At 70.3% G+C, this 23,730-nt stretch carries 24 protein-coding genes; 11 read left to right on the forward strand and 13 right to left on the reverse strand.

Features of this window, described 5'->3' with window-relative positions; genetic code table 11:
* The first annotated feature begins 261 nt into the window (after positions 1 to 261).
* Positions 262 to 3,714: a DNA polymerase III subunit alpha gene (locus OH768_RS40810; protein ID WP_406461418.1), complete on the forward strand. Its 3,453-nt coding sequence runs from the start codon at positions 262 to 264 to the stop codon at positions 3,712 to 3,714.
* Between the two features lie 159 nt (positions 3,715 to 3,873).
* Here the strand turns inward: OH768_RS40810 and OH768_RS40815 are convergent, their stop codons facing one another.
* Positions 3,874 to 4,389 carry a winged helix-turn-helix transcriptional regulator gene (locus OH768_RS40815; protein ID WP_406461420.1) on the reverse strand — a complete coding sequence of 172 codons (516 nt, stop codon included), beginning with the start codon at positions 4,387 to 4,389 and terminating at the stop codon, positions 3,874 to 3,876.
* A gap of 99 nt (positions 4,390 to 4,488) precedes the next feature.
* Between OH768_RS40815 and OH768_RS40820 the strand changes: the two genes are divergently transcribed.
* The 3 genes from OH768_RS40820 to OH768_RS40830 all read left to right on the forward strand — a co-directional run bounded on the left by OH768_RS40820 (position 4,489) and on the right by OH768_RS40830 (position 6,990).
* Positions 4,489 to 5,274, forward strand: a complete 786-nt coding sequence (locus tag OH768_RS40820; RefSeq protein ID WP_406461421.1) for an SDR family oxidoreductase — start codon at positions 4,489 to 4,491, stop codon at positions 5,272 to 5,274.
* A 25-nt stretch (positions 5,275 to 5,299) separates the two neighbouring features.
* Positions 5,300 to 5,659: a nuclear transport factor 2 family protein gene (locus OH768_RS40825; protein WP_406461422.1), complete on the forward strand. Its 360-nt coding sequence runs from the start codon at positions 5,300 to 5,302 to the stop codon at positions 5,657 to 5,659.
* Between the two features lie 350 nt (positions 5,660 to 6,009).
* Positions 6,010 to 6,990 carry a DNA polymerase thumb domain-containing protein gene (locus OH768_RS40830; protein ID WP_406461423.1) on the forward strand — a complete coding sequence of 327 codons (981 nt, stop codon included), beginning with the start codon at positions 6,010 to 6,012 and terminating at the stop codon, positions 6,988 to 6,990.
* Between the two features lie 15 nt (positions 6,991 to 7,005).
* Here OH768_RS40830 and OH768_RS40835 read toward each other — a convergent pair whose 3' ends face one another.
* The 3 genes from OH768_RS40835 to OH768_RS40845 all read right to left on the reverse strand — a co-directional run bounded on the left by OH768_RS40835 (position 7,006) and on the right by OH768_RS40845 (position 8,093).
* Positions 7,006 to 7,209, reverse strand: a complete 204-nt coding sequence (locus OH768_RS40835; protein ID WP_406461425.1) for a hypothetical protein — start codon at positions 7,207 to 7,209, stop codon at positions 7,006 to 7,008.
* 149 nt (positions 7,210 to 7,358) lie between these two features.
* Entirely contained in the window at positions 7,359 to 7,568 is a 210-nt protein-coding gene (locus OH768_RS40840) for an alpha/beta fold hydrolase (protein ID WP_406461426.1), read from the reverse strand.
* 150 nt (positions 7,569 to 7,718) lie between these two features.
* Positions 7,719 to 8,093, reverse strand: a complete 375-nt coding sequence (locus tag OH768_RS40845) for a cupin domain-containing protein (protein WP_406461428.1) — start codon at positions 8,091 to 8,093, stop codon at positions 7,719 to 7,721.
* A gap of 93 nt (positions 8,094 to 8,186) precedes the next feature.
* Here OH768_RS40845 and OH768_RS40850 point away from each other — a divergent pair, with 93 nt between their 5' ends.
* Both OH768_RS40850 and OH768_RS40855 read left to right on the forward strand, forming a co-directional pair.
* Positions 8,187 to 8,633, forward strand: a complete 447-nt coding sequence (locus OH768_RS40850; RefSeq protein ID WP_406461429.1) for a MarR family winged helix-turn-helix transcriptional regulator — start codon at positions 8,187 to 8,189, stop codon at positions 8,631 to 8,633.
* A 146-nt stretch (positions 8,634 to 8,779) separates the two neighbouring features.
* Complete coding sequence (locus OH768_RS40855; RefSeq protein WP_406461431.1) at positions 8,780 to 9,637, forward strand: esterase/lipase family protein; 858 nt, start codon at positions 8,780 to 8,782, stop codon at positions 9,635 to 9,637.
* Positions 9,638 to 9,701: 64 nt separating this feature from the next.
* Here the strand turns inward: OH768_RS40855 and OH768_RS40860 are convergent, their stop codons facing one another.
* On the reverse strand, positions 9,702 to 10,712 hold the full coding sequence (locus OH768_RS40860) for a lytic polysaccharide monooxygenase (protein WP_406461433.1): 1,011 nt from the start codon (positions 10,710 to 10,712) through the stop codon (positions 9,702 to 9,704).
* A 193-nt stretch (positions 10,713 to 10,905) separates the two neighbouring features.
* On the opposite strand from OH768_RS40860, the gene OH768_RS40865 reads away from it, so the two are divergent.
* Complete coding sequence (locus tag OH768_RS40865) at positions 10,906 to 11,262, forward strand: cupin domain-containing protein (protein ID WP_406461435.1); 357 nt, start codon at positions 10,906 to 10,908, stop codon at positions 11,260 to 11,262.
* Positions 11,259 to 11,705 carry a GNAT family N-acetyltransferase gene (locus OH768_RS40870; RefSeq protein ID WP_406461436.1) on the forward strand — a complete coding sequence of 149 codons (447 nt, stop codon included), beginning with the start codon at positions 11,259 to 11,261 and terminating at the stop codon, positions 11,703 to 11,705. The genes OH768_RS40865 and OH768_RS40870 overlap by 4 nt, the downstream gene beginning before the upstream one ends.
* A 25-nt stretch (positions 11,706 to 11,730) precedes the next feature.
* On the opposite strand, the gene OH768_RS40875 is transcribed toward OH768_RS40870, so the two are convergent.
* Positions 11,731 to 11,865 (reverse strand): hypothetical protein, encoded by a 135-nt coding sequence (locus tag OH768_RS40875; protein WP_019066207.1) that lies wholly within the window; start codon positions 11,863 to 11,865, stop codon positions 11,731 to 11,733.
* Positions 11,866 to 12,000: 135 nt separating this feature from the next.
* Between OH768_RS40875 and OH768_RS40880 the strand changes: the two genes are divergently transcribed.
* Positions 12,001 to 12,600, forward strand: a complete 600-nt coding sequence (locus OH768_RS40880; protein WP_406461438.1) for a class I SAM-dependent methyltransferase — start codon at positions 12,001 to 12,003, stop codon at positions 12,598 to 12,600.
* Positions 12,601 to 12,615: 15 nt separating this feature from the next.
* Here OH768_RS40880 and OH768_RS40885 read toward each other — a convergent pair whose 3' ends face one another.
* Together OH768_RS40885 and OH768_RS40890 are read right to left on the reverse strand one after the other, a co-directional pair.
* Positions 12,616 to 13,113: a DUF402 domain-containing protein gene (locus OH768_RS40885; RefSeq protein ID WP_406461440.1), complete on the reverse strand. Its 498-nt coding sequence runs from the start codon at positions 13,111 to 13,113 to the stop codon at positions 12,616 to 12,618.
* On the reverse strand, positions 13,094 to 14,023 hold the full coding sequence (locus OH768_RS40890; protein WP_406461441.1) for a GNAT family N-acetyltransferase: 930 nt from the start codon (positions 14,021 to 14,023) through the stop codon (positions 13,094 to 13,096). The genes OH768_RS40885 and OH768_RS40890 overlap by 20 nt, the downstream gene beginning before the upstream one ends.
* Before the next feature lie 71 nt (positions 14,024 to 14,094).
* Between OH768_RS40890 and OH768_RS40895 the strand changes: the two genes are divergently transcribed.
* The gene (locus OH768_RS40895; RefSeq protein ID WP_406461442.1) at positions 14,095 to 14,463 is read left to right on the forward strand and encodes a GntR family transcriptional regulator; all 369 of its coding nucleotides are present in this window, start codon (positions 14,095 to 14,097) and stop codon (positions 14,461 to 14,463) included.
* Between the two features lie 30 nt (positions 14,464 to 14,493).
* Here the strand turns inward: OH768_RS40895 and OH768_RS40900 are convergent, their stop codons facing one another.
* The gene (locus tag OH768_RS40900) at positions 14,494 to 15,588 is read right to left on the reverse strand and encodes a DUF5925 domain-containing protein (protein ID WP_406461443.1); all 1,095 of its coding nucleotides are present in this window, start codon (positions 15,586 to 15,588) and stop codon (positions 14,494 to 14,496) included.
* A 188-nt stretch (positions 15,589 to 15,776) separates the two neighbouring features.
* On the opposite strand from OH768_RS40900, the gene OH768_RS40905 reads away from it, so the two are divergent.
* The gene (locus OH768_RS40905; protein ID WP_406461444.1) at positions 15,777 to 17,192 is read left to right on the forward strand and encodes a GH39 family glycosyl hydrolase; all 1,416 of its coding nucleotides are present in this window, start codon (positions 15,777 to 15,779) and stop codon (positions 17,190 to 17,192) included.
* 24 nt (positions 17,193 to 17,216) lie between these two features.
* On the opposite strand, the gene OH768_RS40910 is transcribed toward OH768_RS40905, so the two are convergent.
* Genes OH768_RS40910 through OH768_RS40925 form a run of 4 tightly spaced genes read right to left on the reverse strand, consistent with a single transcriptional unit; the run spans position 17,217 to position 23,685 of the window.
* Entirely contained in the window at positions 17,217 to 21,062 is a 3,846-nt protein-coding gene (locus OH768_RS40910) for a lipopolysaccharide biosynthesis protein (protein ID WP_406461446.1), read from the reverse strand.
* A complete protein-coding gene (locus tag OH768_RS40915; protein ID WP_406461447.1) occupies positions 21,055 to 21,855 on the reverse strand; it encodes a polysaccharide deacetylase family protein in 801 nt (266 codons plus the stop codon). Before OH768_RS40915 ends, OH768_RS40910 begins: the two co-directional genes overlap by 8 nt.
* Entirely contained in the window at positions 21,848 to 22,849 is a 1,002-nt protein-coding gene (locus OH768_RS40920) for a glycosyltransferase family 2 protein (protein WP_406461449.1), read from the reverse strand. Before OH768_RS40920 ends, OH768_RS40915 begins: the two co-directional genes overlap by 8 nt.
* Positions 22,846 to 23,685 (reverse strand): glycosyltransferase family 2 protein, encoded by an 840-nt coding sequence (locus tag OH768_RS40925; RefSeq protein ID WP_406461451.1) that lies wholly within the window; start codon positions 23,683 to 23,685, stop codon positions 22,846 to 22,848. The genes OH768_RS40920 and OH768_RS40925 overlap by 4 nt, the downstream gene beginning before the upstream one ends.
* Between the last annotated feature and the right edge of the window lie 45 nt (positions 23,686 to 23,730).

Here is a 23,730-nt window from a genome sequence, read left to right on the forward strand (position 1 = left end):
GGCCGGGTGTTCGCGCAGGCGGGAAGGGGCCGAACGGATGTCGTACTGGTGTTCGGGGATGATTTTTTCCCAACTGCCCGGCCCGGGCGGGGAGCTGACGGAGTGGTGTCTGTTTCGGACACCGCACACCTCCCCAAGGAATCGTTTACGCGTCCGAATGTGGTCGCTGACCGGGGCTGATGGGGTTAGGGTAATCGAACGGGCGTACGATGAACATATCGGACGGATGGCTGAAAAGGGGTGGAGCGATGGAGGTGCGGCATGGCGGGCTTCGCCCATCTGCACGTCGCGTCCGGTTACTCCGCCCGCTACGGCGCCTCCCACCCCGAGCAGCTCGCGAAGCGGTCGGCCGAACGGGGCGTGACGTCGCTCGCGCTCACCGACCGGGACACGGTCACCGGTGCCGTCCGCTTCGCGCAGGCATGCGCCAAGGAGGGGGTCCGGCCGGTCTTCGGCATCGACCTGGCGGTGGAGGCGCTGGCGCCCCCGCCGCCCGCACAGCGCCCGCGCACCCCCGCACGCGGTGGCGCGCATGTGATCGAGCCGCCGCTGCGGTTCGTGCTGCTCGCCCAGGACCGGGAGGGATGGGCGCGGCTGTGCCGCATCACGTCGGCGGCCCACGAGGGTGCCCTGTCCGGTACGGCGCCGGTGGTGCCGTGGGAGGCGCTGCGCGAGTACGGCGGCCCCGGGCTGACCGTCCTGCTCGGGCCGCTCTCGGAGCCGGTGCGGGCGCTGTCGGTGGGCCGGGAGGACGTCGCGATGAAGCTGCTGGCGCCCTGGCGGGAGGTCTTCGGGCGGGGGGTCCGGCTGGAGGCCGTTGCGCAGAAACGTTTCGGCACAGGTCCGGGCTCCCTCCGCCTGGCCGCCCGCACCCTGGCTCTGGCCGACCGCACTCGCACCACCGCCGTGCTCTCCAACGCCGTCCGCTACGCCGACCCCGACCAGCACCGCCTCGCCGACGTCCTGGACGCGGCCCGGCTGCTGCGCCCGATCGACCGGCGCCGCCTCGACAGCGGGCAGCGCTGGCTCAAGGGCGAGAAGGAGATGACGGTCGTGGCGCGGATGACCGCCGAGTGCGCCGGAGCGGACACCCGCCGGGCGCGCCGTCTGATGGCGGACACCGTGGCCACGGCGGCCGGGTGCGCCGTCGACCCGGCCGCCGACCTCGGCCTCGGCACACCGCACTTCCCGGAACCCTCTCTCTTCGGCGCCGGACCGGAGACGGGCGGCGCGGCCGGACTGCTGCGCCTGAGGTCCGAGGAGGGCCTGGTCCGACGCGGCCTCGACCGCGACCGGGCGGCCCTCGACCGGCTGGAGGAGGAACTCGCCGTCATCTCCCACTGGAACTACGACGCGTACTTCCTCGCCGTCGGCCAGGTCGTCGCCGACATCCGGGCCAAGGGCATCCGGGTCGCCGCCCGCGGCTCCGGCGCCGGCTCGCTGGTCTGCCACGCGCTGGACATCGCCACCGCCAACCCGCTCGACCACAGCCTGCTGTTCGAACGCTTCCTGAGTACGCGCCGGGAGTCACTGCCCGACATCGACATCGACGTGGAATCCGCCCGCCGCCTGGAGTGCTACGACACGATCTTCGAACGCTTCGGGAAGGAGCGCGTCGCGGTCACCGCGATGCCCGAGACCTACCGGGCCCGCAGGGCGCTGCGCGACACCGGCCTCGCGCTGGGGATCGCCCCGGCCGACGTCGACCGGATCGCCAAGAGCTTCCCGCACCTGCGCGCCTCCGACATCACGAGCGCGCTCGCCGAACTGCCCGAACTACGGCAGCTGGCAGGCGAGATGGGCCGGTACGGGCCGTTGTGGGAACTCGCCGAAGGACTCGACTCCCTGGTCCACGGCATGGCCATGCACCCCTGCGGTGTGGTCATCAGCGACGCGACCCTCCTGGACCGGCTGCCCGTGCAGCCCACCCCGCAGGGCGACTACCCCATGGCCATGGCCGCGAAGGAGGAGATCGAGGCACTGGGCAACATCAAACTCGACGTCCTGGGCGTCCGTATGCAGTCCGCGATGGCCCACGCCGTCACCGAGATCGAACGCACCACCGGCAACCGCATCGACCTCGACGACCCCGGACAGGTGCCGCTCGACGACGTCTTCGCCTTCAAGCTCATCCAGGAGAGCCAGACGCTGGGCCTGTTCCAGCTGGAGTCGCCGGGTCAGCAGGATCTGCTGTCCCGGCTCCAACCCCGTGACGTGCAGGACGTCATCGCCGACATCAGCCTCTTCCGCCCGGGCCCGGTCGCCGGCGGCATGCCCGAGCGGTACATCGCCGCCCGCCACGGCGGCACCCCGTCGTACGCGCACGAAGACCTCGAACCGGTGCTCGCCGACACCTACGGCGTGACCATCTGGCACGAGCAGATCATCGAGACCCTCCGGGTACTGACCGGCTGCGACCGGGCCTTCGCGGAGATCACCCGGCGGGCCCTCGGCGACAAGGACCAACTGCCCCGGATCAAGGACTGGTTCCACCGGAAGGCACGCGCGCGTGGCTACAGCGCGGCCGTCCGGGACGAGGTCTGGGAGACCGTCGAGGCCTTCGGGGCGTACGGCTTCTGCCGCGCCCACGCGGTCGCGTTCGCCGTACCGGCCCTGCAGAGCGCCTGGTTGAAGGCGCACTATCCGGCGTTCCTGCTGGCGGGGTTGCTCGAACACGACCCCGGGATGTGGCCCAAGCGCGTCCTGGTCTCCGATGCCCGGCGCCGCGGGGTGCAGATCCTGTCTGTTGACGTCAACCGTTCGAAGGTGAAGCACGTCGTGGAGATGACCGGGCAGGAGGAGTGGGGCGTGCGGCTCGCGCTGTCCGGGGTGCGCGGCATCAATGAGGAGGAGTGCGCGCGGATCGAGGAGGGGCAGCCGTACGGATCGCTGTCGGACTTCTGGCAGCGGGCCCGTCCCAGCAGACCCGTCGCCGAACGGCTCGCCGAGATCGGCGCGTTGACCTGTCTGCACGACGGCCGGCTCACTCGACGCGATCTCCTGCTCCAGATCGCCGAGCTGCACCGGCAGTCCCGCAACCGGACCGCGGGGGCAGGTCAACTGCCCATGGACACGGGTGCTGTTGGGGGAGCGGAGCCGAGCGGGCTGCCGGAGCTGACCGGACGCGAGGCGCTGAGCGCCGAGTTGGAGACTCTCGGCATCGATGTCTCCAGGCATCTGATGGAGCATCACCACCGGCTGCTGCGCGAGATCGGCGCGACGGACGCGGCGCACCTGGCCGAACTGCGCGCGGGCCGGCAGGTGTTGGTCGCCGGGGTGCGGGCCTCGACGCAGACCCCGCCGATCGCGAGCGGCAAGCGGATCATCTTCGTCACCCTGGAGGACGGCTCGGGCCTGGTCGACCTCGCCTTCTTCGAGGACTCCCACCCGGCCTGCGCGTACACCGTCTTCCACAGCGGCCTGCTCCTGGTGCGCGGCACGGTCCAGGTGCGCGGCACCCGTCGTACCGTCGTCGGTTCCATGGCCTGGGACCTGGACGAGATCGCGGCGGCCCGCCGGGACAACGGCCCCGAGGCGGCGCTCGCCCTCCTGGGCGCCGACCGCCCGCATCCGACGCCCGCCCAGCCGCGGCGCACCCTGGCCGACGGCACCGCCGGCGCACGGCTGCATCCGTACGCCGACCTCCAGCCCGCCGGCACCCGCTCCGCCGACCTGAAGAAGTTCGGCCACCGCAGCCCCGGTTCTCCAGGCTGATATGTGTCTCCCGAGACACACCAACACCCACCCGCGGGGGTGTCCTCGACCGCCGGGAGGTGTTGATGGCGATCCTTGGAAAACGACCGGCATTGCTCCTCGCCTCACGTGATCCAGTTCCCAACGGCTGGGGAGGATCGGCAGGCGTCCAGGGCAGCCTTACGCCTGCGCGGGGGCGGCCGGCCGTGTCGCGTAACGGTGACGCATGGCGTCGCTGGCTGCGGGACCCGCGGTGAAGACATGGGTGTTGCTGTCGTCGAGTCGGCGGCCGGTCTTGGCGTCGACGACGACGGGCTCGACTTCCTCGCCGCTGTGCGCGTCGACGAGGATCATGCTGCGTTCGGCCGGTGCGAGACGGGAGTTGCCCCACGCGGCCAAGGCGACGATCACCGGTCGCAGGGAGCGCCCCAGTTCGGTGAGGACGTACTCGTGGCGTACGGGGTTGGCCTGGTAGGGCCGGCGCTCCAGCAGGCCGTCCGCGACGAGGGTCTTCAGCCGGGTGGTCAGCATGCTGGAGGAGATACCCAGGCTCTCCTGGAACTGGTCGAAGCGCGTGTAGCCGTCGAAGGCGTCGTGGAGGATCAGCAGCGTCCACCACTCGCCTACGTGTTCCACCGTCGTGGACAGCGGGCATTCCCGGTCCTCCAGCCTGATCCGGCTTGCCACGGCGACCATCCCCTCAGTTGCTGCTAAAGTCGAAGTTACTAGCTTCTAGTTTAGCAGTAACGACGGGAGCGGTGCCTTTGGTGCCCGCACCTGGGATCGGAGCACACCGTGACCACATCCATCAGCGAATCCCTCGAAGGCCGACGCGCTCTGGTTACCGGCGGTACCAAGGGCACGGGAGCTGCCATCGCCCGACGTCTCGCCCAGGCCGGCGCAACCGTACTGGTCACCGCCCGCAGCCTCCCCGACGACGTCGAAGAGAAGACGTTCATCACCGCTGACCTGTCCACGGCCCAGGGCGCATCCCACGTGGCCGCCGAGGTGGACGCCCGTGTGGGAGGCGTCGACATCCTGGTCAACACCCTCGGCGGGTCCGAGGCGCCGGCCGGAGGTTTCGCGGCGCTCGGCGAGGACGACTGGGCCAGGGAGCTGAACACAAACCTGCTGGCCGCCGTCCGCCTGGACCGCGCGCTCCTCCCTCACATGATCGCCACGGGCGAGGGCGTGATCGTGCATGTCACCTCGATCCAGCGCCGCATGCCGCTGTGGAACGGCACCCTGGCCTACGCCGCCGCCAAGGCCGCCCTGACCACGTACAGCAAGGGCCTGGCCAACGAGGTCGCCCCGCACGGCGTCCGCGTCAACACCGTCTCGCCCGGCTTCGTGCAGACCTCGGCCGCCGACCACCTCGTCGCCCGGATCGCCCACGATGCGGACATCACCCAGGAAGCGGCGCTGGGCAAGCTCATGGACTCCCTGGGCGGCATCCCGCTCGGTCGTCCCAACCGGCCCGATGAGGTCGCCGAGCTCGTCGCGTTCCTCGTCTCCGACCGGGCCTCGGCCATCGTCGGCGCCGAGCACGTCATCGACGGCGGCACCACCCCCACCGTCTGAACCCGCCACCACCCCAAGGAGCGTCATGCACGACAACCAGCCCCGAACCAGCACCCGGGACACCCTGCCCGAGGTGATCACCCGCTACCTGAACGCGCACCGCGCCCACGACGCAGACACCGCGATCACGGCGTTCACCGGCCGGGCCGCGGTGATCGACGACGGCAACACCTACGAGGGCACCGAGGCGATCGCGGGGTGGCTCGACCGATCCGCCACCGAATTCACCTACACCATCCGCCTCACCGACGCCCGGCAGACCGACGCGACCCACTACATCGCCACCCACCACCTCGAGGGCAACTTCCCCGGCGGGACCATCGATCTGCGCTACCAGTTCACACTCCACGACGGCCTCATCGAACGCCTCGTCATCGAACCCTGAGTCTGCTCGCGAGGCGATCCTCGGCACAGCAGTGGAACGACGACGCCAGAGCGCTTGGCGAGTGGCGAGCAAGAACAACCGCACCAGGCCTCCAGAGAACGACCGGAAGGTGGCTGGCAAAACGGAGCGACTCGCACACATATTCGAACAAGGTCTATGGTGAGAGAGGGGTGGGAGTTGCCGGAGAACAACTAGGACAGTCAGGAGGCCGCCGTGGACGTATTGCCGCGAATCTCCTGCTGGGCCGCGCCACGCCCCAGGCCGGCCGTGCGACCCGACGCCCGGGGCATCCCTGGCGCCATTCGCGACCGAGGCGCTCTGGGGCGTCTGGTGAACCCGGGGAGCGCGGGATGAGCACACGGCAGCGGCACATCGCCCACCTCCATCTGCATGCTGCGCTGAGCGGGGCTCAGTACGACGACGTAATCGAACTGGTGTCCGGAATCACGCCCCATGTCCAGGCGATCCCGCCCAACGCCCTTCAGCTGGACCTGACTTCGGCGCTCCGGTACTTCGACCTGTCTCCCTACGACGCGGTCCAGACGGTGAAGATGAGGCTGAAGGCCCTCTACGACATCGACAGCAGCGCCGGCCTCGCGGGCAACCGCATGCTGGCGGCGATGGCGGCCGACGCGTCCGCCCCGGGGGACACCACCTGGGTGCCCACCGGGCAGGCGGCCGACTGGCTGTACCCCCGGCCGGTCACCGCGCTGCCCGGGATCGGCCGCGCCACGGCGGACACGCTGCACCGATACGGCCTGCACACCATCGGCCAGCTCACCGACCTGCCTCCGGCGACCCTGCAACGGCTCCTCGGCGCGGGCCAGGCACGGCTGTTGACCGAGCGTGCCCGCGGCCACGACCCCCGCCCGGTCGTCCCCGCGGAACCGGCGGCGCAACTGGTCGCCGAACTGGCCCTGAGCCGGGACTGTCTGGACCCGGCCCAACACCACCGGGCCGTCCTGGGACTTGCCGACCGGATCGGCCAACGTCTGCGCGGAGAAAGGCAGTTCGCGGGCCGGCTCACCCTCACGGTCCGCTACGCCGACTGCACCTCCACCACGCGCACCCGCGCCCTGCCGGAACCCACCGACCACTCACCCGCTCTCGCCGCCACTGCCCTGGGCCTGTTGACCTCCCTCGGACTGCAACGCGCCCGCGTCCGCGCCTTCGTGCTCCGCGCCGACGACCTGCGTCCGGCCGGCAGTGCCTACCGCCAGCTCTCCATGGATCCCACGGACGCCCGCGCCCGCGCGGTCGAGGCCGCCGCGGACCGGGCCCGCCGACGCTTCGGACAGGGGGCCGTACGTCCGGCCGCTCTGGCCGACTGAGAACCGCCCATGGATTCAGGGGTGTTGGCGGTGGTCGTTGTTCCGCACCCGCCAGGCCCGCACCAGCAGGAAGAGCCCGATCAGCGCGACCGCCACGCCCAGCACCGCGTACTGGCCGTGGCCGGACATGGCCGAGCCGTTCATCGCGCCGGTGCCCTGCGCGATCCAGACCGCGCCGAGCACGACGAGGATGATCCCGCCGATACCACGGACCAACATGGTCACTCCATTCTCCGCACCGGTACGTCCGCGGCGGTACCCGCCCGCGTTCACCGCTCAGCTTCGTCCCGTTCGGCGCGGCCGGGGCGGTCGAAAACCTTACGGAACGGGAACGTCGTACCGACCGGGGTGCTGAGGGCGCACGGGCGTCAACTGTCGGCCGCGGCCCGCAGGATGAGCCTGGTGATCACTTCCGGGTGCGTCACGAGTGACAGGTGGCCGGCGTCGACCTCGATGGTCCTGGCGTTCATCCGCCGGGCCATGAAGCGTTCGAGCCCGGGATCGATGGTGCGGTCGTTCTTCGAGACCGCGTACCAGGACGGCTTCCGGTGCCAGGCGGCGACGCTGGTGGTGGGCACCGTCCTGGGCTCGGCCGGTCTCTTCGGTCTGGTCTACGGCTTCGCGAACGCCGAGACGTACGACTGATTCTCGCCGCTGACCTGGGGAACTGAGCGGCGAACCGAGCGGGCCGATCGTCCACATGTGACCGGACTCCCTTTGCGTGCGGGTCAGTTGGCCCACGGTGGGACGATGCGTGAGCCGTCGGCCAGTTCCGCCTCCAGTCCGATGGACGTGGTGACCCAGGTGATCGTGGTCCGGTCGGTCGGGTTCTCGGCGCCGAAGGTCGCGCCGGGGTTGATGATCAGCGTGTCGCCGGTGGTGACCCGCTCGGTGCGGCCGTCGAGCGTGACGACCAGCTCGCCTTCGAGGATGTGCAGGATCTCCTCGCGGTTGACGGTGTGCAGGGGCGCCTTGGTGCCGGCCGGGATCTCACCGCGCCAGGCGCACAACTCCTTGCTGCCGGTGCCGGGACGGGCGTACGAGACGAAGCGGGCGCCGTGGATCTCGTGGGTGACGGCTTCGGTCGAGCGGATGACGGGCATGGGTGGGCCTCTCACGGGATGGTCAAGCTGCTTGACTATATGGCTCATGGTCAAGCTGCTTGACCAGTTCGTCAAGGGTGTTTCAATGCCTCCGTGCAGAACTCCGAGGCCATCGCCCTGTCCGCCGCCGTGCTCGCCGTCGCAGGTGAGCTCACGCGGCGCATCCATGAAGGCGTCGTCGCCCGTGGCTTCGAGGGGGTGCGGCCCGCGCACGGGTTCGCCTTCGTGCGTCTCGCCCCGGACGGTGCGACGGTCACCGATCTCGCCGCTCATCTCGGAGTGACCAAGCAGGCGGCGAGTCAGCTCGTCGAAGAGCTCGTGCGCAGGGGGTACGTCGAGCGGCGCCCGCATCCCGGCGACGCGCGCGCCCGGCTGGTCGTGCTCACCGAGTTGGGCTGGGCCTGCACGCGTGCGGCGGAGGAGGCCGCCGTCGATGCCGTGCAGCCGTGGGTCGAACTACTGGGGGAGAGTGAAGTGCGCGTGTTGTGTGACCGTTTGGTGCGTATTGCGCCCTACGGTCCCATCAGGCCCACCTGGTGACCGGTTATCACTGGAAGTTTTTACTGACGCGTAACTTCACACTTCACCTACTCGCTCGTAACTTGACGAGTGAACAGCATTCTTGTGATCCGGATCACAGGGCGTAAGGCCGTCGAAACTCCCTTGAGCCGCAAGGAGATCACACGATGCTGCCCTGGAAACGAGTGCTCAGACCCCTGACCGCACTGCTCCTGACCGCCGCGGTCGCCGCTCTCCCCACCGCCGCCCACGCGGCGAGCACCCCGAGCACCGGCTGGAACGACTACACGTGTAAGCCCTCCGCCGCCCACCCCGACCCGGTCGTCCTCGTACACGGCACCTTCGCCAACAGCACCGACAACTGGCTGGTTCTCGCGCCGTACCTGGAGGCCCGCGGCTACTGCGTCTTCTCCCTCGACTACGGCCAGCTCCCCGGCGTCCCCCTCATCTACGGCCTCGGCCCCATCGACAAGTCGGCAGAGCAACTCCAGGCCTACGTCGACAAGGTGCTCGCCGCGACCGGCGCCGCCAAGGTCGACCTCGTCGGTCACTCGCAGGGCGGCATGATGCCCCGTTACTACCTCAAGTTCCTCGGCGGAGCCGCCAAGGTGGACACCTTCGTCGGCATCGCGCCCGACAACCACGGCACCACCCTGGACGGCCTCACCAAACTCCTGCCGTACTTCCCGGGTGCCGAGGACGTGATCTCCGCGACCACCCCCGCCCTCGCCGACCAGATCGCCGGCTCGGCCTTCCTCGCCAAGCTGAACGCGGGCGGCGACACCGTCCCCGGCGTCCACTACACGGTCATCGCCACCCGGTACGACGAGGTGGTCACGCCGTACAGCAGTCAGTTCCTGAGCGGATCCGACGTGCACAACGTGCTGATCCAGAACCTGTGTTCAGTCGATCTGTCCGAGCACGCCCTGCTCGGGCTGTCGGACCGGATCGCCTTCCACGAGGTCGCCAACGCCCTCGATCCGGCGCACGCCACCACCACCAACTGCCTGTCGGCACTGAGCTGATGGCACATCGCGGGGTCTGTCCGACCTGAGCCGCCGGACAGACCCCGCCCCCTGGACGGCCGTACTAACGGCCGTGCCGTCCACCGCCGTTGGTCGCGCGGCGGCGGACCGAGGCGAACAGGGCCGCGGCGCCGAGCGCCAGGGAGGCCGCGCCGCCGATGACGAGATACGGCGAGCTGTCGTTGCTGCCGGTCGCCGCGAGCTTCTGCGAACTGCCCGCGGGCTGGGGCTCGTTGACCTGGGTCGTGGCGGCGGCCGGCTCTGCCGAGGTGCTCGCGTCCGCGTCCCCGTGACCTTGGTGCTCTACGGTCGACTTGTCGGCCCCGGCCGCGATCTGCTCGTCGGACGGGGCGGAGGCGGACGGCGCGGGAGTGGTCGGGGCGGCCGGGGTAGGCGTCGAACTGCCCGCCGTACCACCGCCGTTGGCCCCCGTCCCACTCCCGCCGAAGCTGACGTCCGAGCAGGAGTAGAACGCCTCCGGGCTGTCCGAGCGCTGCCAGATCGCGTACAGGAGCTGCCTGCCGGAGCGCTGGGGGAGGGTGCCGGAGAAGGTGTAGAAGCCGCCCGAGGCGACCGGGTCGGTGGCCGTCGCGACCGGGTGCTCCAGGTCCAGGCCGGCCCAGGCGAGCGGCTGCGAGGGGTCGTAGCCGGACTTGGTGAGGTACACCTTGAAGGTGCCCTTGTGCGGTGCGGTCACGCGGTACTTGAAGGTGTACGAGCCGCTGCTCACGCTCGTCGCCGGCCAGTCCGCGCGGGCCAGGTCGAGACCCTTGAACTCCTCGTTGTTCGCGCTGCACAGCTTGCCGTCCGGGATCAGCGTCCGGTGCTGCCCGTTGGCGTCGCCGATCCGGATGCCGTTCCAGTCGTAGAGCGCCTGTGTGCCGCCGGCCGCGACCGCCGCCTTGCAAGCGGCCGACTTCGGGTTCTCCGGGCCCTCCGCGTAGCACTGCGCGACCCGGCTGACCGGATCCCCCATCGAACCGTGCGCCGCCGCGGGCGTCGCGGCGAGCCCGGTCAGTACGAGGGGAGCCATGCCGAGGACGGCGGCAGCGGCGGCCTTGCGGCGTGCGAGCATGGCGGAACTCCAACTCCTCGGACGGTTCGCGGCGCGGGGGACGGATCCCGTGGGGTGATCAGAAGCTAGCCCCTGGAAACCGCGGAATCGCCTGCTGGAGACGGGGGAGGGAGATCCTTATGGTCGTGTTAAGGCAGGGCTAACCGAGGGCTCAGGGAGGGGTGGGTGCCGTGCGGGTGGAGAGGTGTCGCAGATGAGCAGAGCGCAGTCCGAGTTCCATCGCCCCGATGCACCCTGGCGGCGGCCGGCCGGGGCGCCCGCCGGAGTGTGGGAGCAGGAGCTGGCGGTGGATCCGGTCTCCGGGGACTCCACCGTGCTCCAGCGGTACGAGCCGGGGACCGACACCAGTGCCCAGGGCGCCGTCCGGCACGGCTACTTCGAGGAGGTGTACATCCTCGAGGGCGACCTCACCGACCTGCGCCTCGGCGAGACCTTCACCGCGGGCATGTACGCGTACCGCCACCCGGACATGGAGCACGGGCCGTGGACGAGCGCGGAGGGTGTCCGGATGCTCGTGATCAGTACGCACACCGTCGAGCACCGTTCATGACCACCGGCGTTCGCGCGGCCGTCCCCGCCGACGTACCGGCCGTGAAGGCCGTGACCGACATGGCGTACCACCACTACATCGCGCGCATCGGTGTGGTGCCGCAGCCCATGGAGGCGGACCACATGGCGAATGTGGCCGCAGGGCGCGTCTTCGTGACGGGGGACCCCGTGACCGGGCTCGTGGTGATCGAGGAGCGCACCGGTCACCTGTTCCTCGACAGCATCGCCGTCCACCCCGACGCGCACGGCACGGGGGTGGGACGGCGGCTGCTGCACTTCGTGGACGCACGCGCGCGTGCGCTGGGCCTGCCCGAGGTCAGGCTCTACACCAACGCGCTGATGTGGGAGAACCAGGAGATCTACCCGAAGTTCGGCTACGAGGTCGTCGAGCGGCGCACGGACGGGCCCTACGACCGCGTCCACTACCGGAAGCGGCTGGGCTGACGCCTGGGCCGGTCTCCGGGCGGGCTCAGCCGTCCGGCCACCAGGTGCGGGCGATGTCCTTTCGGACCTCGGGGCGCTCGACAGGGCGCTCGTCGGCCTCGTCCCGCACCCGACGGGCGTCCGACTTCTTCAGGGGCTTCTGCACGGTTACGCGGCGCATGGCTGCCTCCTTGTGTCCACCCGGGTTCGTGTTCTCACGAGGTAGACCGTTCCCGGGAGGGTGACTCATCGACGCGGGTCTGTCTGTGGCGGCTGTCACGATGGGACTGTCAGTGGCGGGTGTCACGCTGGGCCCATGAGTGAATCTGAAGCGAACGTGGACTGGGACGCGGAGGCCCGAACCTTCGACGAAGAGGCTGATCACGGCCTGCGTGACCCGGAGATCCGGCGGGCCTGGGCGGACCGGCTGCGCGGCTGGCTGCCCGCCGGCGCGGCCGATGTCCTCGACCTCGGCTGCGGCACCGGCACCCTGTCGCTGCTCGCGGCCGAGCAGGGACACCGTGTCACCGGCGTCGACCTCTCCCCGGCGATGGTCGACCTCGCCCGCGCGAAGCTGGCCGGCCGCGACGCGGCGTTCCTGGTCGGCGACGCGGCGACTCCTCCGGTGGGCGAGCAGCGCTACGACGTCGTCCTCGTCCGGCATGTGCTGTGGACGCTGCCCGACCCCGCCCGGGTCCTGCGGCACTGGCGCGGCCTGCTGCGCCCCGGCGGGCGGCTGGTGCTGATCGAGGGCCGCTGGGGGACGGTGAGCCCGGTCGGCATACCCGCCGACCGCCTCGCCGAGCTCCTGGCGCCCGTCGCCGGGCACGTGCGCGTGGAGCGGCTGTCGGACGACCCGCTGCTGTGGGGGAAGCCGGTGGCCGACGAGCGGTACGCGGTGGTCGCCATGGAGTGATGGGGTGAGCGGGCCTCACCGCAGCAGCGCGTCGAACCCGCCCGCACGGGCCAGCCCCTCCAACTCGTCGAGCGCGGCCGCGGCCGCCGCGGCCGCGGGGTCCGAGGTGGCCAGCCCGCTCTCCTCGAACTCGTCCTCGTCCAGCCGGCGCACGTCCGTGCCGTCGGCGGACACCCACAGGTCCAGATCGAGGTCCTCTACGACGAGTTCGGCGCCGGACCGCGTCGCGGGGCGGGTGATGTCGCAGTACCAGCCCTTCAACTCTCCGGTGCCGTCCCGGACTTCCTTCACCGCGAACCAGCGGTCCCGCCAGTAGTACTCGGTGAACACATCGCCGGGCTCGAAGCGCACGAAGCCGAAGTCGCGGACGCCGTCACCCGCCCACGGGGCACGGACGGCGAGGCGGGTGCCGTCGTCGAAGAGAAGCTCGGCCGGGTAACGGATCTTCGTACGGCCCGCTTTGACCAGGACGATGTCCAACTGGTGTGTCAAATCAGGCGAGTTCACGGACATACCGCACCTCCGTAGCGCAGATCTCATAACCGAACCACTTGTTGATCGCCAGCATCGGCTCGTTCCCGGCGTCGTTGCCCGTGAACGCCTCCGTGCAGCCGGCGGCGCGGGCGCGGTGCAGGGAGGCGTTCTTGGCGAGCTTGGCCAGGCCCCGGCCGCGATGCGCGCGGGCGGTGCCGGTCATCGACGTGCCGTAGCGGGTGGCACCGTCCGTGCGGGCGGCGCTGAAGGCGGCCGGGCGTCCGCCGACGAGGACGACGGAGGTCAGCTCGGGGCTGAACAGCGGGTGTCGCCAGGTCTCGTCCAGCCAGGCCTCGAAATCCGTGAGCTCGGCGTCGATGTCGCTGGGTTCGTCCAGCGTCACTTCCGTGTCCAGCTCGAACAGGGGGCGCGGGTCCGCGGAGAAGTCCGAGCCGGAACGGACCTCGACCCCGGACGGTGGGACCTGGAGCGGGGGCAGGGCGCCTTGCGCAAGGTCCAGACGGAGGAGATGCGCCAGGCGGCTCGCGGTGTAACCGGACCGCTCGGCGAAGGCACGATTGCCCGGCTCGTCCAGGACCCAGGAGTAGAGCCTGGTCGCACCGTGGGCGACGAGGTGTTCCTCAGCCGTGCGGACCAGAAGCGAGCCCACGCCGTGGCGCGTCCGCTCCGGGTCCACGAAGACGTTGAGCATGCCCTGGCCGGGTTCCGGGCTGTCGTGGGCGATGTCGATCTGGGCGGTGCCGATGATCTCGCCGTTCTCCTCCGCGATCAGCTTGCGCGAGTGCGCGTCCGGGTGGGCATGGGCGAGGTCGTGGGCGATCGACTCCGGGGTGGACAGCATGAAGGGGAAGGCCCGGTCGCGGACCCGAACGTAGCCCTCCAGGTCTGCTGGGACGTCGGGACGCAGGTCGCGCACGCTCACTGTCATGTCGCCGCACGCTACGGCGGAGCCGCGCCGTAGTGCCTCTCATTTTCCGGCCGGTGCGGGACAATCGGGCCGTGACCTTGAAGATCCACATCGATGACAGTGCCGCGCCCTACGAGCAGATCCGCGCCCAGATCTCGGACCAGGCCCGGTCCGGAGCACTGCCGGTCGGCCACCGGCTGCCCACGGTACGGGGACTGGCCGAGTCGCTGGGCCTCGCCGCCAACACCGTCGCCAAGGCGTACCGGGCCCTGGAGACGGACGGCGTGATCGAGACGCGGGGCCGTAACGGCACGCTGATCGCTGCCGCGGGTTCGGCGGCGGAGCGGGAGGCGGCGTTGGCCGCGCAGGCCTATGCGGAGAAGGTCCGGCGGCTGGGGCTCACGCGGGAGGACGCGGCGGCGGCCGTGCGGGATGCCCTGCGGGCGGCCTACGAGGCTTAGGGCAACCGGAGTTGCCACAGCTCGGAGCCGCTACAGATACAACCCCGCGTCCGCCCCCTCCCGCTGGTCCGGCACCGACGTCGGCTGCGTGCCCCGGCGCAGTGCGTACAGTTCCGCGAGGGTCGCGCCCTCGCGGCCGATGCCCTCCTCCGTGCCGAGCCAGCCGATCGCCTCGCGGCGGGTGAGCGCGCCGACCTCGATGCGGGCCAGGCAGCGGCCGGGGCGGACCACGGCGGGGTGCAGGCGCTCCAGGTCCTCGTTGGTGGTGACGCCCACCAGGACGTTGCGGCCCTGGCCGAGGAGGCCGTCCGTCAGGTTCAGCAGGCGGGACAGGGCCTGGCCCGCCGTGTGCTTCGCCTCGCCGCGGATCAGCTCGTCGCAGTCCTCCAGGAGGAGCAGCCGCCAACGGCCCTTGCCCGTCGTGTCGTCCTCGCCGATCGCGATGTCCATCAGATAGCCGACGTCGCTGAACAGCCGCTCCGGGTCCAGGACGCAGTCCACCTGGCACCAGTCCCGCCAGGAACGCGCCAGTGTGCGCAGCGCCGAGGTCTTGCCGGTGCCCGGTGGGCCGTGCAGCAACAGCAGCCGGCCCGCGATGTCCTCCGGGGTCGTCTTCATCAGGCGGTCCATGGCATCGGCCACCGGACCGGTGTAGTTGGGGCGCACCTCGTCCCACGTGCCCGCCGAGATCTGCCGGGTCGTGCGGTGCGGGCCGCGCCTGGGGGAGACGTACCAGAACCCCATCGTCACGTTCTCCGGCTGGGGTTCGGGCTCGTCCGCCGCGCCGTCGGTCGCCTGGCCGAGGACCTTCTCGGCGAGCTCCTCGCTGGTCGCCGTGACCGTGACGTCGGCGCCCCGGTTCCAGCGGGAGATCAGCAGCGTCCAGCCGTCGCCCTCCGCGAGCGTCGCGCTGCGGTCGTCGTCGCGGGCGGCGCGCAGCACACGGGCGCCCGGCGGGAGCAGGGTCGCCCCGGACCGTACGCGGTCGATGTTCGCCGCGTGCGAGTACGGCTGCTCGCCCGTCGCGAAGCGGCCGAGGAACAGCGCGTCGACGACATCGGACGGGGAGTCGGAGTCGTCGACGTTGAGCCGGATCGGCAGAGCGTCGTGTGGGTTAGCGGACATGGGGCCATGATCCGGCACGCGGACGCGGTGTGCACCCGCTTTCCGCAGTGCGCCCCCGAGTGTCGGCTGCGTCCGGTGCATCCGATGTGTCCCCTCCGTGTCGGCCGTGTGTCCCCTCGGTCCTGTTACAAGCCTGTGCATGTGGAGCCCTGCCCCACCGTGGGGCACCGACGTTACTGTTGCCCTTGATGGGACGTCATGGGTGGAATTCGGGGGCACGACGGTGGCGGCTCACCGCGCTGCTCGGCGTGGGTGTGGCCGCACTGGCTCTGATCGTGACCCTGATCAACACGCTTCCCGGCGGCGGAAGCACCGCGGGCACCTCGCGCGACGGCGACAAGGTGCACGGCACCCCGGCGAGCCCCCCGGACGAGGACCGGCCGGAGGTCGGCTGGGGCTTCACCCACACCCAGTACAGCGCCGACGAGGGCAGCGACACCGCGACCGAACGCGTCGAGGGGCTGCTCGCGAAGTCCCAACTGCCGCAGGACCAGGCCATCATGGGCTGGGGCGCCGACAACCCCGAGCCGGTGAAGGGGCGTTACGACTTCGGCGCCCTCGACCGCCGGATCGACTTCGTCCGCAAGTCGGGCGGCACCCCGGTGATCACGTTGTGCTGCTCGCCGGACTGGATGAAGGGCGGCAAGCCGGGCGTCGACAACACCGACTGGAGCCAGGCCTCGCTGGAGACGGCCCCGCAGCCGGACCACTACGCGGACTTCGCCGCACTCGCCGCGACCGTCGCCAAGCGGTACCCGGACGTCACCCACTTCATCGTGTGGAACGAGTTCAAGGGCTTCTGGAACAACGCCGAACAGCGCTGGGACTACGAGGGTTACACCAAGCTCTACAACCTGGTCTACCAGGCGCTGAAGAAGGTCAACCCGAAGATCATGGTCGGCGGGCCGTATCTGGTGATGGACAGCGTGGATCCGCGCGACGCGAACGCCTCCGGCACCTTCAAGGGCGGTTGGGGTGCGATGGACCAGCGGATCGTCGACGCCTTCGACTACTGGAACAAGAACAAGGTCGGCGCCGACTTCGTGGTCGTCGACGGCTCCAGCTACACCAACGACGACGAGCTGCTGCCGAACGAGTTCGGGGCCACCGACAAACTCACCGCCGTCAGCGAGTGGGTACGGCAGCAGACGCACGACCTGCCGCTGTGGTGGGCCGAGTACTACGTCGAGCCCGCCGACGGCAACGACGACCGCAAGGGCTGGTCCGAGACCCACCGCGTCGCCGTGCAGGCCGCCGGCCTGATCGCCATGGCCAAGGGCGGCGCCACCTCCGGCTTCTACTGGAACCCGGAGGAGGAGAAGGGCACGAACTGCGCGGGCTGCCTGTGGACCCCGACCGACAGCTCCGACGGCGGGAAGCAACTGCCGATGTACGACCTGGTCTCCCGCTTCGACGCGGCCTTCGGGCCCGGTACGAAGTTTGAGACCGTGTCGGTCGCCGCGGACGACGTACCCAACGTCAAGGTGCTCGCCACCGGCAAGACGGTCCTGGTCGTGAACACACTGGACCGGCAGATCAGCGCGAAGGTCGACGGGAAGCAGTTCGACCTGGCGGCCTACGGGGTCAAGTGGTTCACGCGATAAGCCACTCGACCCCGTAGGACCCTGCTACTTCATCGTCAGGAACCGCTGCACCAGCGAGGCCAGCAGCACCGCCAGCAGGGGCAGCGAGAACCAGAAACTGCTCTGCAGCCACCGCAGTTGACGCACACTCGGCCGCACCGCGACCCGGACGATCTCGCGGGCCGTCAGCATCAGGATCAGTGCGAGGGCGGCGAGCGCGCCCACCACCGACCACGGGGTCCAGGTGATCTGCGGTCCGATCGGCCCGGGATCGGGCTTCGGGACCGCGCCGGCCGGCTGCTTGCGCAGCGCGTACATGGTCACGTCGTCGTTGACGAGGACCTTCTTCAACTCCTGCCGGTTGTCCAGGTTCTGGATGAGCCGGGACTCCCAGGTCGCCGAGTAGCCCGCGTCCAGCTGGAGCGAGACGACCTGGCTCTTGTTGAGCATCAGATACGAGTTCGGGCCCGCGTCCTTGAGCGCCTTGACCAGACCGGACACCAGCACCGGGTCCGAAGGGGCCAGCGTGGGAACGTAGTTGACCCGTTCCATGTCCTTCGCGCCCCACGGCATCGCCGGCGTCACGTCGTTGACCGTGTCGTTGCTCAGCCACAGCAGCCGTACGGTCGGCTTGTCGTGGGCGTACACGTAGTTCATGGCCGCGACCTCGCCGGGCCGCACCCGCTCGAAGCCCTCGTTGCCCCAACGGGCCACCAGGAAGCCGCCCATGAGCACCAGGCCCGCGACCAGCGCGGCCAGCGGGGCGAGGCTCATCCGGTCCTTCTCGCGCTCCTTGGCTGTGACGCCGGTGCGCGGGAAGAGGGCGAGACCCGCGAGCAGGGCCGCGCCCGGCACCGCGAACATGAAGACGCGCAGCGCCATCTCGCCGCCGTAGGACTGCATGCCGAAGCCCAGGAACGGGACGAAGGTGAGGACGAGGAGGGAGCGTTCGCGGTACTTGTGGTCTCGGCGGCGCCACCAGCCCCAGCAGGCGAAGGCCATGACGCCGCCGGCCAGCAGGACGCGGGTGTAGAGGACCAGCTTGTGGGTCGAACTGCCGCCCTGGATACGGCCGGAGACGGACGTCGAGACATTGCTGCCGACGCCGCCGACCCCGCCGAAGAGGTCGTTGAAGTGTCCGGACCAGTACGGCTCGGCCATGAAACCGATCCACACCGCGACCAGCACCGCGAACAGGATGGGCAGACCGCGCAGTTCGGAACGGCCGGTCAGGACGAGGACCGTGAGCACGCCCAGCATCACGAACGGGGTGAGCTGGTGGGCCGGGACGCTCGCCGCGAACAGACCGATCAACACCAGGAGCAGGACGGCCTGTTGGCGCCGGTCGGTGGGTTCGACCTCGGCCTCGCCGGGCCGCATCCTCGTCCACAGGACTCCCGGTGCCCGGAACCAGACCAGGAGGATCGCCACGAAGGCCAGATAGAGCAGGAAGGTGAAGCCCTGCGGGGAGAAGTAGTCCTGGCCGACCCAGCCGCTGAGCACGAAGATCCAGATGCCGGTCCACTTCGCCCGCCAGCTCGCCCGCAGCGAGCGCACCAGCAGGAACATCGGTGCCAGATAGGCGAGTTGGATGACGGTGGGCCACCAGCGGATGACCTCGGTCCAGTCGGTGATCCCGCACGCCTTGCCGATGAACGCCGCCGCCGCGAAGAAGCCCGGCCAGCTCCAGCGGGCGTCCAGGTCGGGTACGGCCGACCCGGTGCGGTCGATGTAGTCGATGAACCCGAGGTGCTGCCAGGCCGTCGGGAAACGCGGCTCGGGCTCGATCACCGCGGGCAGCGCATGCAGCGAGACCACCGTCGCGAGCAGCGTGATCAGCAGCAGCACCTTGTGCTCACGGCCCAGCCACAGCAGCGAGGCGAACACCGTGATCAGCAGCGCGGCCCCGACCAGCGTGGGCAGCGGCAGTACCGAGATCAGGCCCAGTCCGCCCATACGGTCGAGGTCGGACTCGCCGAGCCGCAGCGCGGGCACCCAGTACAGGAGCAGCGCGGCGACCAGCAGACAGCCGAGGACGACACCGGGACGGGTGGGCACCAGGCGCTCGCGCAGCGACAACGGGCGGGCGGGCGGCGGCACTTCGGCCTCCTGCGCCTCCATCTCCGCCGCTTCCTCCCGGGCCTGCTGCCGTACGAGCGATGCCTCCGGTACGACCACCCGGTCGGAGCCGTTGGCGGGCTCGAACGGCGCGTCCACCTCGGGCTCCGCGGCCGGGCTCAATGACGACTCCGAGCCGGGTTCCCTCTCCTCCACCGGCAGTCCCACGATCTCGGACCGCTTGATGCCGAGCGCCCAGGTCGGCCGGTGCTCCCCGGACACGATGGGCGTGCCGGCGGGCGGGGTGCCGGGACCCGGCCGTACGTCGGGCCGCCGTTCCAGGTGGTCGAAGTCCACGTGGATGCCGAGCGCGAGGGTGTCGGAGTCGAGCGCCCAGGCCGGGCCGCGACGGCGCGACGCGGCCGGGACCTCGCGCGCCCCCAGGTCGGCGAGATCACCGTCCGGTGCCGCGTCCTCGGGCAGTTCCGTGGGCGGCGCCGCCCTGAGCGTCCTGAAGAGTTTGGGCGCGGTGATCGTCACGATCACCGCGAGGCTGGAGATCTCGGCGACGCCCGCGCCGGTCAGGCCCATGCGGGGGAGCAGCAGCAGTGTCAGCCCGAGCACCAGAACGCACAACAGGCCCTGCAGCCAGGCGAGTCCACCGGTCCGGCTCTGCGCACGCAGCACCGCGAAGTACGTCTCCATGACGACCCGCAGCAGCGCGCCCGCCGCGAACCAGCGCAGCAGCGGTGTCGCCGCGTCCGCGTAGCCCGCGCCGAACACGCCCAGGATGTACGGCGCCCCGATGAACAGCAGCCCGCAGATCGGCAGCATGATGCGGGCCATCCGCTTGAGCGCGGCCCGGGTGTTGGCGGCGATGCGCGCCGGGTCGTGGGAGCCCTCGACGGTCAGCGAGGCGCCCATGTTGATGGCGAGCAGGTTGATCGTGCCGCCTATCGTCGTGGTGATGTAGAAGTACGCGTTGTCCTCGGAGCTGACCTGCGAGGCGATGATCACCGGCACCAGATAGACCACGGCGAGCGAGAACAGCGAGCCGGTGTAGTCCCCGGCGAGGAACCGCCCGATCTCCCTCAGCGTCGGCGGCTTCGCGTGCTCCTCGGTGGCCTTGATGTGCCGGGGCACCAGCCGCCGGAACACCAGCCAGCCCAGCGGCACCACGGAGAACGCGATCGCGGCGACCCACGACACGAAGACCCCGCTCGTGGCGAACACCGACGCCAGCCCGACGAGCAGCGCCAATTTCACCGCGGAGAACACGGTGTTGCCCACCGGCACCCAGGGCGCGTTGCGCAGTCCTGTGAGCACCCCGTCCTGGAGCGTGAGCACGTTCCAGGCGACGACGGCGACGATGAAGCCCAGCGCGTTGACCGGACCGTGCAGGAAGCGGTACGACGGCCCCCATGTGTTCAGGGTCAGCAGAAAGATGCCGGCCCCGAACGCGACGACGACCGAACTGCCCGCGTACGTACGGAAGATGAGGCGTCCGGTGGCGCGTCCGGCGACCGGGATGAACCGGGCCAGGGCGCCCGTCAGGGTCACCGCGGTGAGCCCGGCGAGGAGCTTCATCGCGGCGATCGCCGCCGAACCCTGTCCGACGGCGGAGGCCGAGTAGTAGTGGGCCGCGATCAGCCAGTAGCCGAGGCCGAGCACCGCGGAGATCCCGGTGTTGAGCATCAGGGCGTAGGCGTTGCGGAACAGCGGGCTGCCGCCGGGGGACTTGCGCCTCCCCGGCAGGCGCAGACGGCGCCCCGGCTGCTGGGGCGCTTCGGTCTCGGGCACTGCGTCCTGGGTGGTGGTCGTCGTGTCAGACACGGGAACGGCTGGCCTTCCGGCGGACCTGTCGAGCTCTGCGGACCATGGCGTAGCCCTGGGTGAGGACCCGGTCCCTGGCGAAGTTGCGGGCGATCGCACGGCCCTCGACGAGCCGCTCGAACTCCTCGACACCCGTACTGCGGCGCACAGTCACCCGGCGCAGGGCGTACGGCCCCTGCCGGCGGCGGGCGAGGTCGTTGCCGACGGCGAGCGCCTGCGCGAACCCCGTCTCCCGCACCGCGCTGCGCACCCGGCGGCTGGAGTAGCCGTACGGATAGGCGAACGAGACGGGTACCGCGCCGAGTTCGTCGGCGACGATCTCCTTGCAGCGGACCAGCTCCGCGCGCAGGGTCTCCTCGTCGAGCTGGTCGAGCTGCGGGTGGGTGTGGCTGTGGCCGCCGATCTCGACGTCGGCGTCAGCGAGTTGGCGCACCTGGTCCCAGTCGAGCATGGTGTCGAGGCCGCCCCCGGTGTCGTAGGCGCCCCGGATCCAGCCGGTGGAGACGAACAGGGTGGACGCGAAGCCGTGTTGTGCGAGTGCGGGCAGCGCGTGCCGGTGCACGCCCTCGTAGCCGTCGTCGAAGGTGATCAGGACCGGGCGTTCGGGCAGCGGTTTGCCCGAACGCCAACTGGCGGCCAGATCGGCGGTGTTGATCGGGGTGAAGTGCAGATCGCCGAGGAGCGCCAGCTGTTCCGCGAACGCCTCCGGCGCGACGGAGAGGGTACGGGTGGCGTCGTTCGGCGCGGCGGCGACGGAGTGGTACATGAGGATCGGCACCGGTGTGTCACTCATGTGTGTCCCCCCGATCGATCCCGGCCACCTCGAACATGGCCCCGCCCCGCCGTGCCCTCACGCTCCCGACGACATACCCGCCCGCCGCCGTGAACACCCCGGCGACGATCGCCCCCGCCCGGCCCGCACCGCCCGGCCGGGCGAACACGGCGTCGCGCAGCCCACGTGCCACCCCGGCCGGCAGGACCCGGGTGGCGTAGCGGCGCTCCGACTCAAGTCCCTTGTCGGCGCCCACACTTCGGGCCACCAGTGCCTTGGACAGGCCCTCGGCGTAGGTGCGCGTACGGAAGTACCCGAAGTGCTCGCGCGCCTCGGGCACCCGGTGGTGGATCACCGCCCGGTCGTCGATCAGCAGCACCGCGTCCGGTCTGGCCCGCGTGAGCCGGATGCACAACTCCGTCTCCTCGCAGCCCAGCGGACGCTTGTCGCCGTCCCGCCCGATGCCGGTCGCGAACCCCCCCGCCGCGTCGAACGCCGTACGTCGGAACGAGGCGTTGCCACCGAGGACGTTGCGCACCCGCACCCGGCCCGGCGGCAGGCCCTTGTACGTGCAGCCCACCACCCAGTCGAACTCCTCGGGGAACCAGGCCGGCCGGCGGCCCGACGCCCAGATCGGCATCGTACGACCGCCGACGGCCATGACCTTCGGATCGGCGTACGCCTCGGCGAAGTGCCGCAGCCACTCCCGTTCGGCCACGGCGTCGTCGTCGAGGAAGGCGATGACCTCGCCGCGCGAGACGGCGATGCCGGTGTTGCGGCCGGCGGACAGGCCGCGGGGGCCCGCGTTCGCCAGCACACGGACCTCGCCGCTCTCCTCGAAGTCCTTGTACTCCCTGGTGAGTCGGTCCAGGAGAGCCGGGTTGTGGTCGACGACCAGCAACGTCTCCAGCGCGGGCCGCGACTGCGCCCGCACCGAGGAGACCGCCGCGAGGATGTCCTCCCAGCGGTCCTCGGTGTAGACGCAGATCACGACAGAGATGTCGGGACTGCTCAAGACACCTCTCCCCGGACCGAAGTGGGCTGCGCGTCGAGGGTGTCGATCATCGTGGAGTGCGAACGGCTGCGCAGCGCACGCCGGTTGGAGCGCTCCTTGAGGATCACCTTGAGCACCCGGATCCCGTCCCGCACGGCGCGCAGATTGCTCGTGCCGTGGATGCGGAGGTACTCGTGGCTGGGGATCTCCTGCACCTTGAGGCCGGCCTTGACCACCCGGATGTTGATCAGGGTCTCGATCTCGAAGCCGGTGCAGTCGAGGTCGATCTTGTCGAGGCAGTGCCGCCAGAACGCGTTGTATCCGTAGCAGAGATCGGTGTAGCGGGCGCCGAACTTGCGATTGACGATCGTGCACAGCGCCCAGTTGCCGAGCTTGCGGATGAACGTCATGTCGTCCGTGCCGCCGCCGTTGGCGAAGCGGGAGCCCTTGGCGAAGTCCGCGCCCGAGACGAGGGCGGAGACATAGCTGACGATCTCGTGGCCGTCGGCCGAGCCGTCCGCGTCGACCATCACGATGATGTCGCCGCTGCAGGCCTCGAACCCGGTGATCAGGGCATCTCCCTTGCCCTTTCCCTGCTGTTCGACGACCTTGACCCCGGGCCACAGCTCGCGGGCCACTTCCACGGTGTTGTCGGTGGAATTGCCGTCCACAAGAACCACTTCATGTATCCACGCGGGCAGTGTCTTGAAGACGTAGGGGAGATTCTCCGCCTCATTCATGGCGGGAATCACCACGCTCACCGGCGGTGTAATCGCCAGGTGAGAGGAGATCGGCCGGTATTTGGCCGACATTAATGGATCTTGGCCCGATGTGGCTGGGCGCAGAACAGAACTCACGAGTCTGGTCCCTCTCGTCCGGCGGACCGCCCGCCCCTGGGCGGC

This window comes from Streptomyces sp. NBC_01622, assembly GCF_045209635.1.
GTDB lineage: Bacteria > Actinomycetota > Actinomycetes > Streptomycetales > Streptomycetaceae > Streptomyces.

What these genes read in the sequence shown, in the direction of transcription:
- OH768_RS40810 (WP_406461418.1), top strand. Translation starts at nt 262, where the DNA reads ATGGCGGGCTTCGCCCATCTGCACGTCGCGTCCGGTTACTCCGCCCGC.
- OH768_RS40815 (WP_406461420.1), bottom strand. Translation starts at nt 4,389, where the DNA reads ATGGTCGCCGTGGCAAGCCGGATCAGGCTGGAGGACCGGGAATGCCCG.
- OH768_RS40825 (WP_406461422.1), top strand. Translation starts at nt 5,300, where the DNA reads ATGCACGACAACCAGCCCCGAACCAGCACCCGGGACACCCTGCCCGAG.
- OH768_RS40830 (WP_406461423.1), top strand. Translation starts at nt 6,010, where the DNA reads ATGAGCACACGGCAGCGGCACATCGCCCACCTCCATCTGCATGCTGCG.
- OH768_RS40835 (WP_406461425.1), bottom strand. Translation starts at nt 7,209, where the DNA reads ATGTTGGTCCGTGGTATCGGCGGGATCATCCTCGTCGTGCTCGGCGCG.
- OH768_RS40845 (WP_406461428.1), bottom strand. Translation starts at nt 8,093, where the DNA reads ATGCCCGTCATCCGCTCGACCGAAGCCGTCACCCACGAGATCCACGGC.
- OH768_RS40855 (WP_406461431.1), top strand. Translation starts at nt 8,780, where the DNA reads ATGCTGCCCTGGAAACGAGTGCTCAGACCCCTGACCGCACTGCTCCTG.
- OH768_RS40860 (WP_406461433.1), bottom strand. Translation starts at nt 10,712, where the DNA reads ATGCTCGCACGCCGCAAGGCCGCCGCTGCCGCCGTCCTCGGCATGGCT.
- OH768_RS40865 (WP_406461435.1), top strand. Translation starts at nt 10,906, where the DNA reads ATGAGCAGAGCGCAGTCCGAGTTCCATCGCCCCGATGCACCCTGGCGG.
- OH768_RS40870 (WP_406461436.1), top strand. Translation starts at nt 11,259, where the DNA reads ATGACCACCGGCGTTCGCGCGGCCGTCCCCGCCGACGTACCGGCCGTG.
- OH768_RS40875 (WP_019066207.1), bottom strand. Translation starts at nt 11,865, where the DNA reads ATGCGCCGCGTAACCGTGCAGAAGCCCCTGAAGAAGTCGGACGCCCGT.
- OH768_RS40880 (WP_406461438.1), top strand. Translation starts at nt 12,001, where the DNA reads ATGAGTGAATCTGAAGCGAACGTGGACTGGGACGCGGAGGCCCGAACC.
- OH768_RS40885 (WP_406461440.1), bottom strand. Translation starts at nt 13,113, where the DNA reads ATGTCCGTGAACTCGCCTGATTTGACACACCAGTTGGACATCGTCCTG.
- OH768_RS40890 (WP_406461441.1), bottom strand. Translation starts at nt 14,023, where the DNA reads ATGACAGTGAGCGTGCGCGACCTGCGTCCCGACGTCCCAGCAGACCTG.
- OH768_RS40900 (WP_406461443.1), bottom strand. Translation starts at nt 15,588, where the DNA reads ATGTCCGCTAACCCACACGACGCTCTGCCGATCCGGCTCAACGTCGAC.
- OH768_RS40905 (WP_406461444.1), top strand. Translation starts at nt 15,777, where the DNA reads ATGGGACGTCATGGGTGGAATTCGGGGGCACGACGGTGGCGGCTCACC.
- OH768_RS40915 (WP_406461447.1), bottom strand. Translation starts at nt 21,855, where the DNA reads ATGAGTGACACACCGGTGCCGATCCTCATGTACCACTCCGTCGCCGCC.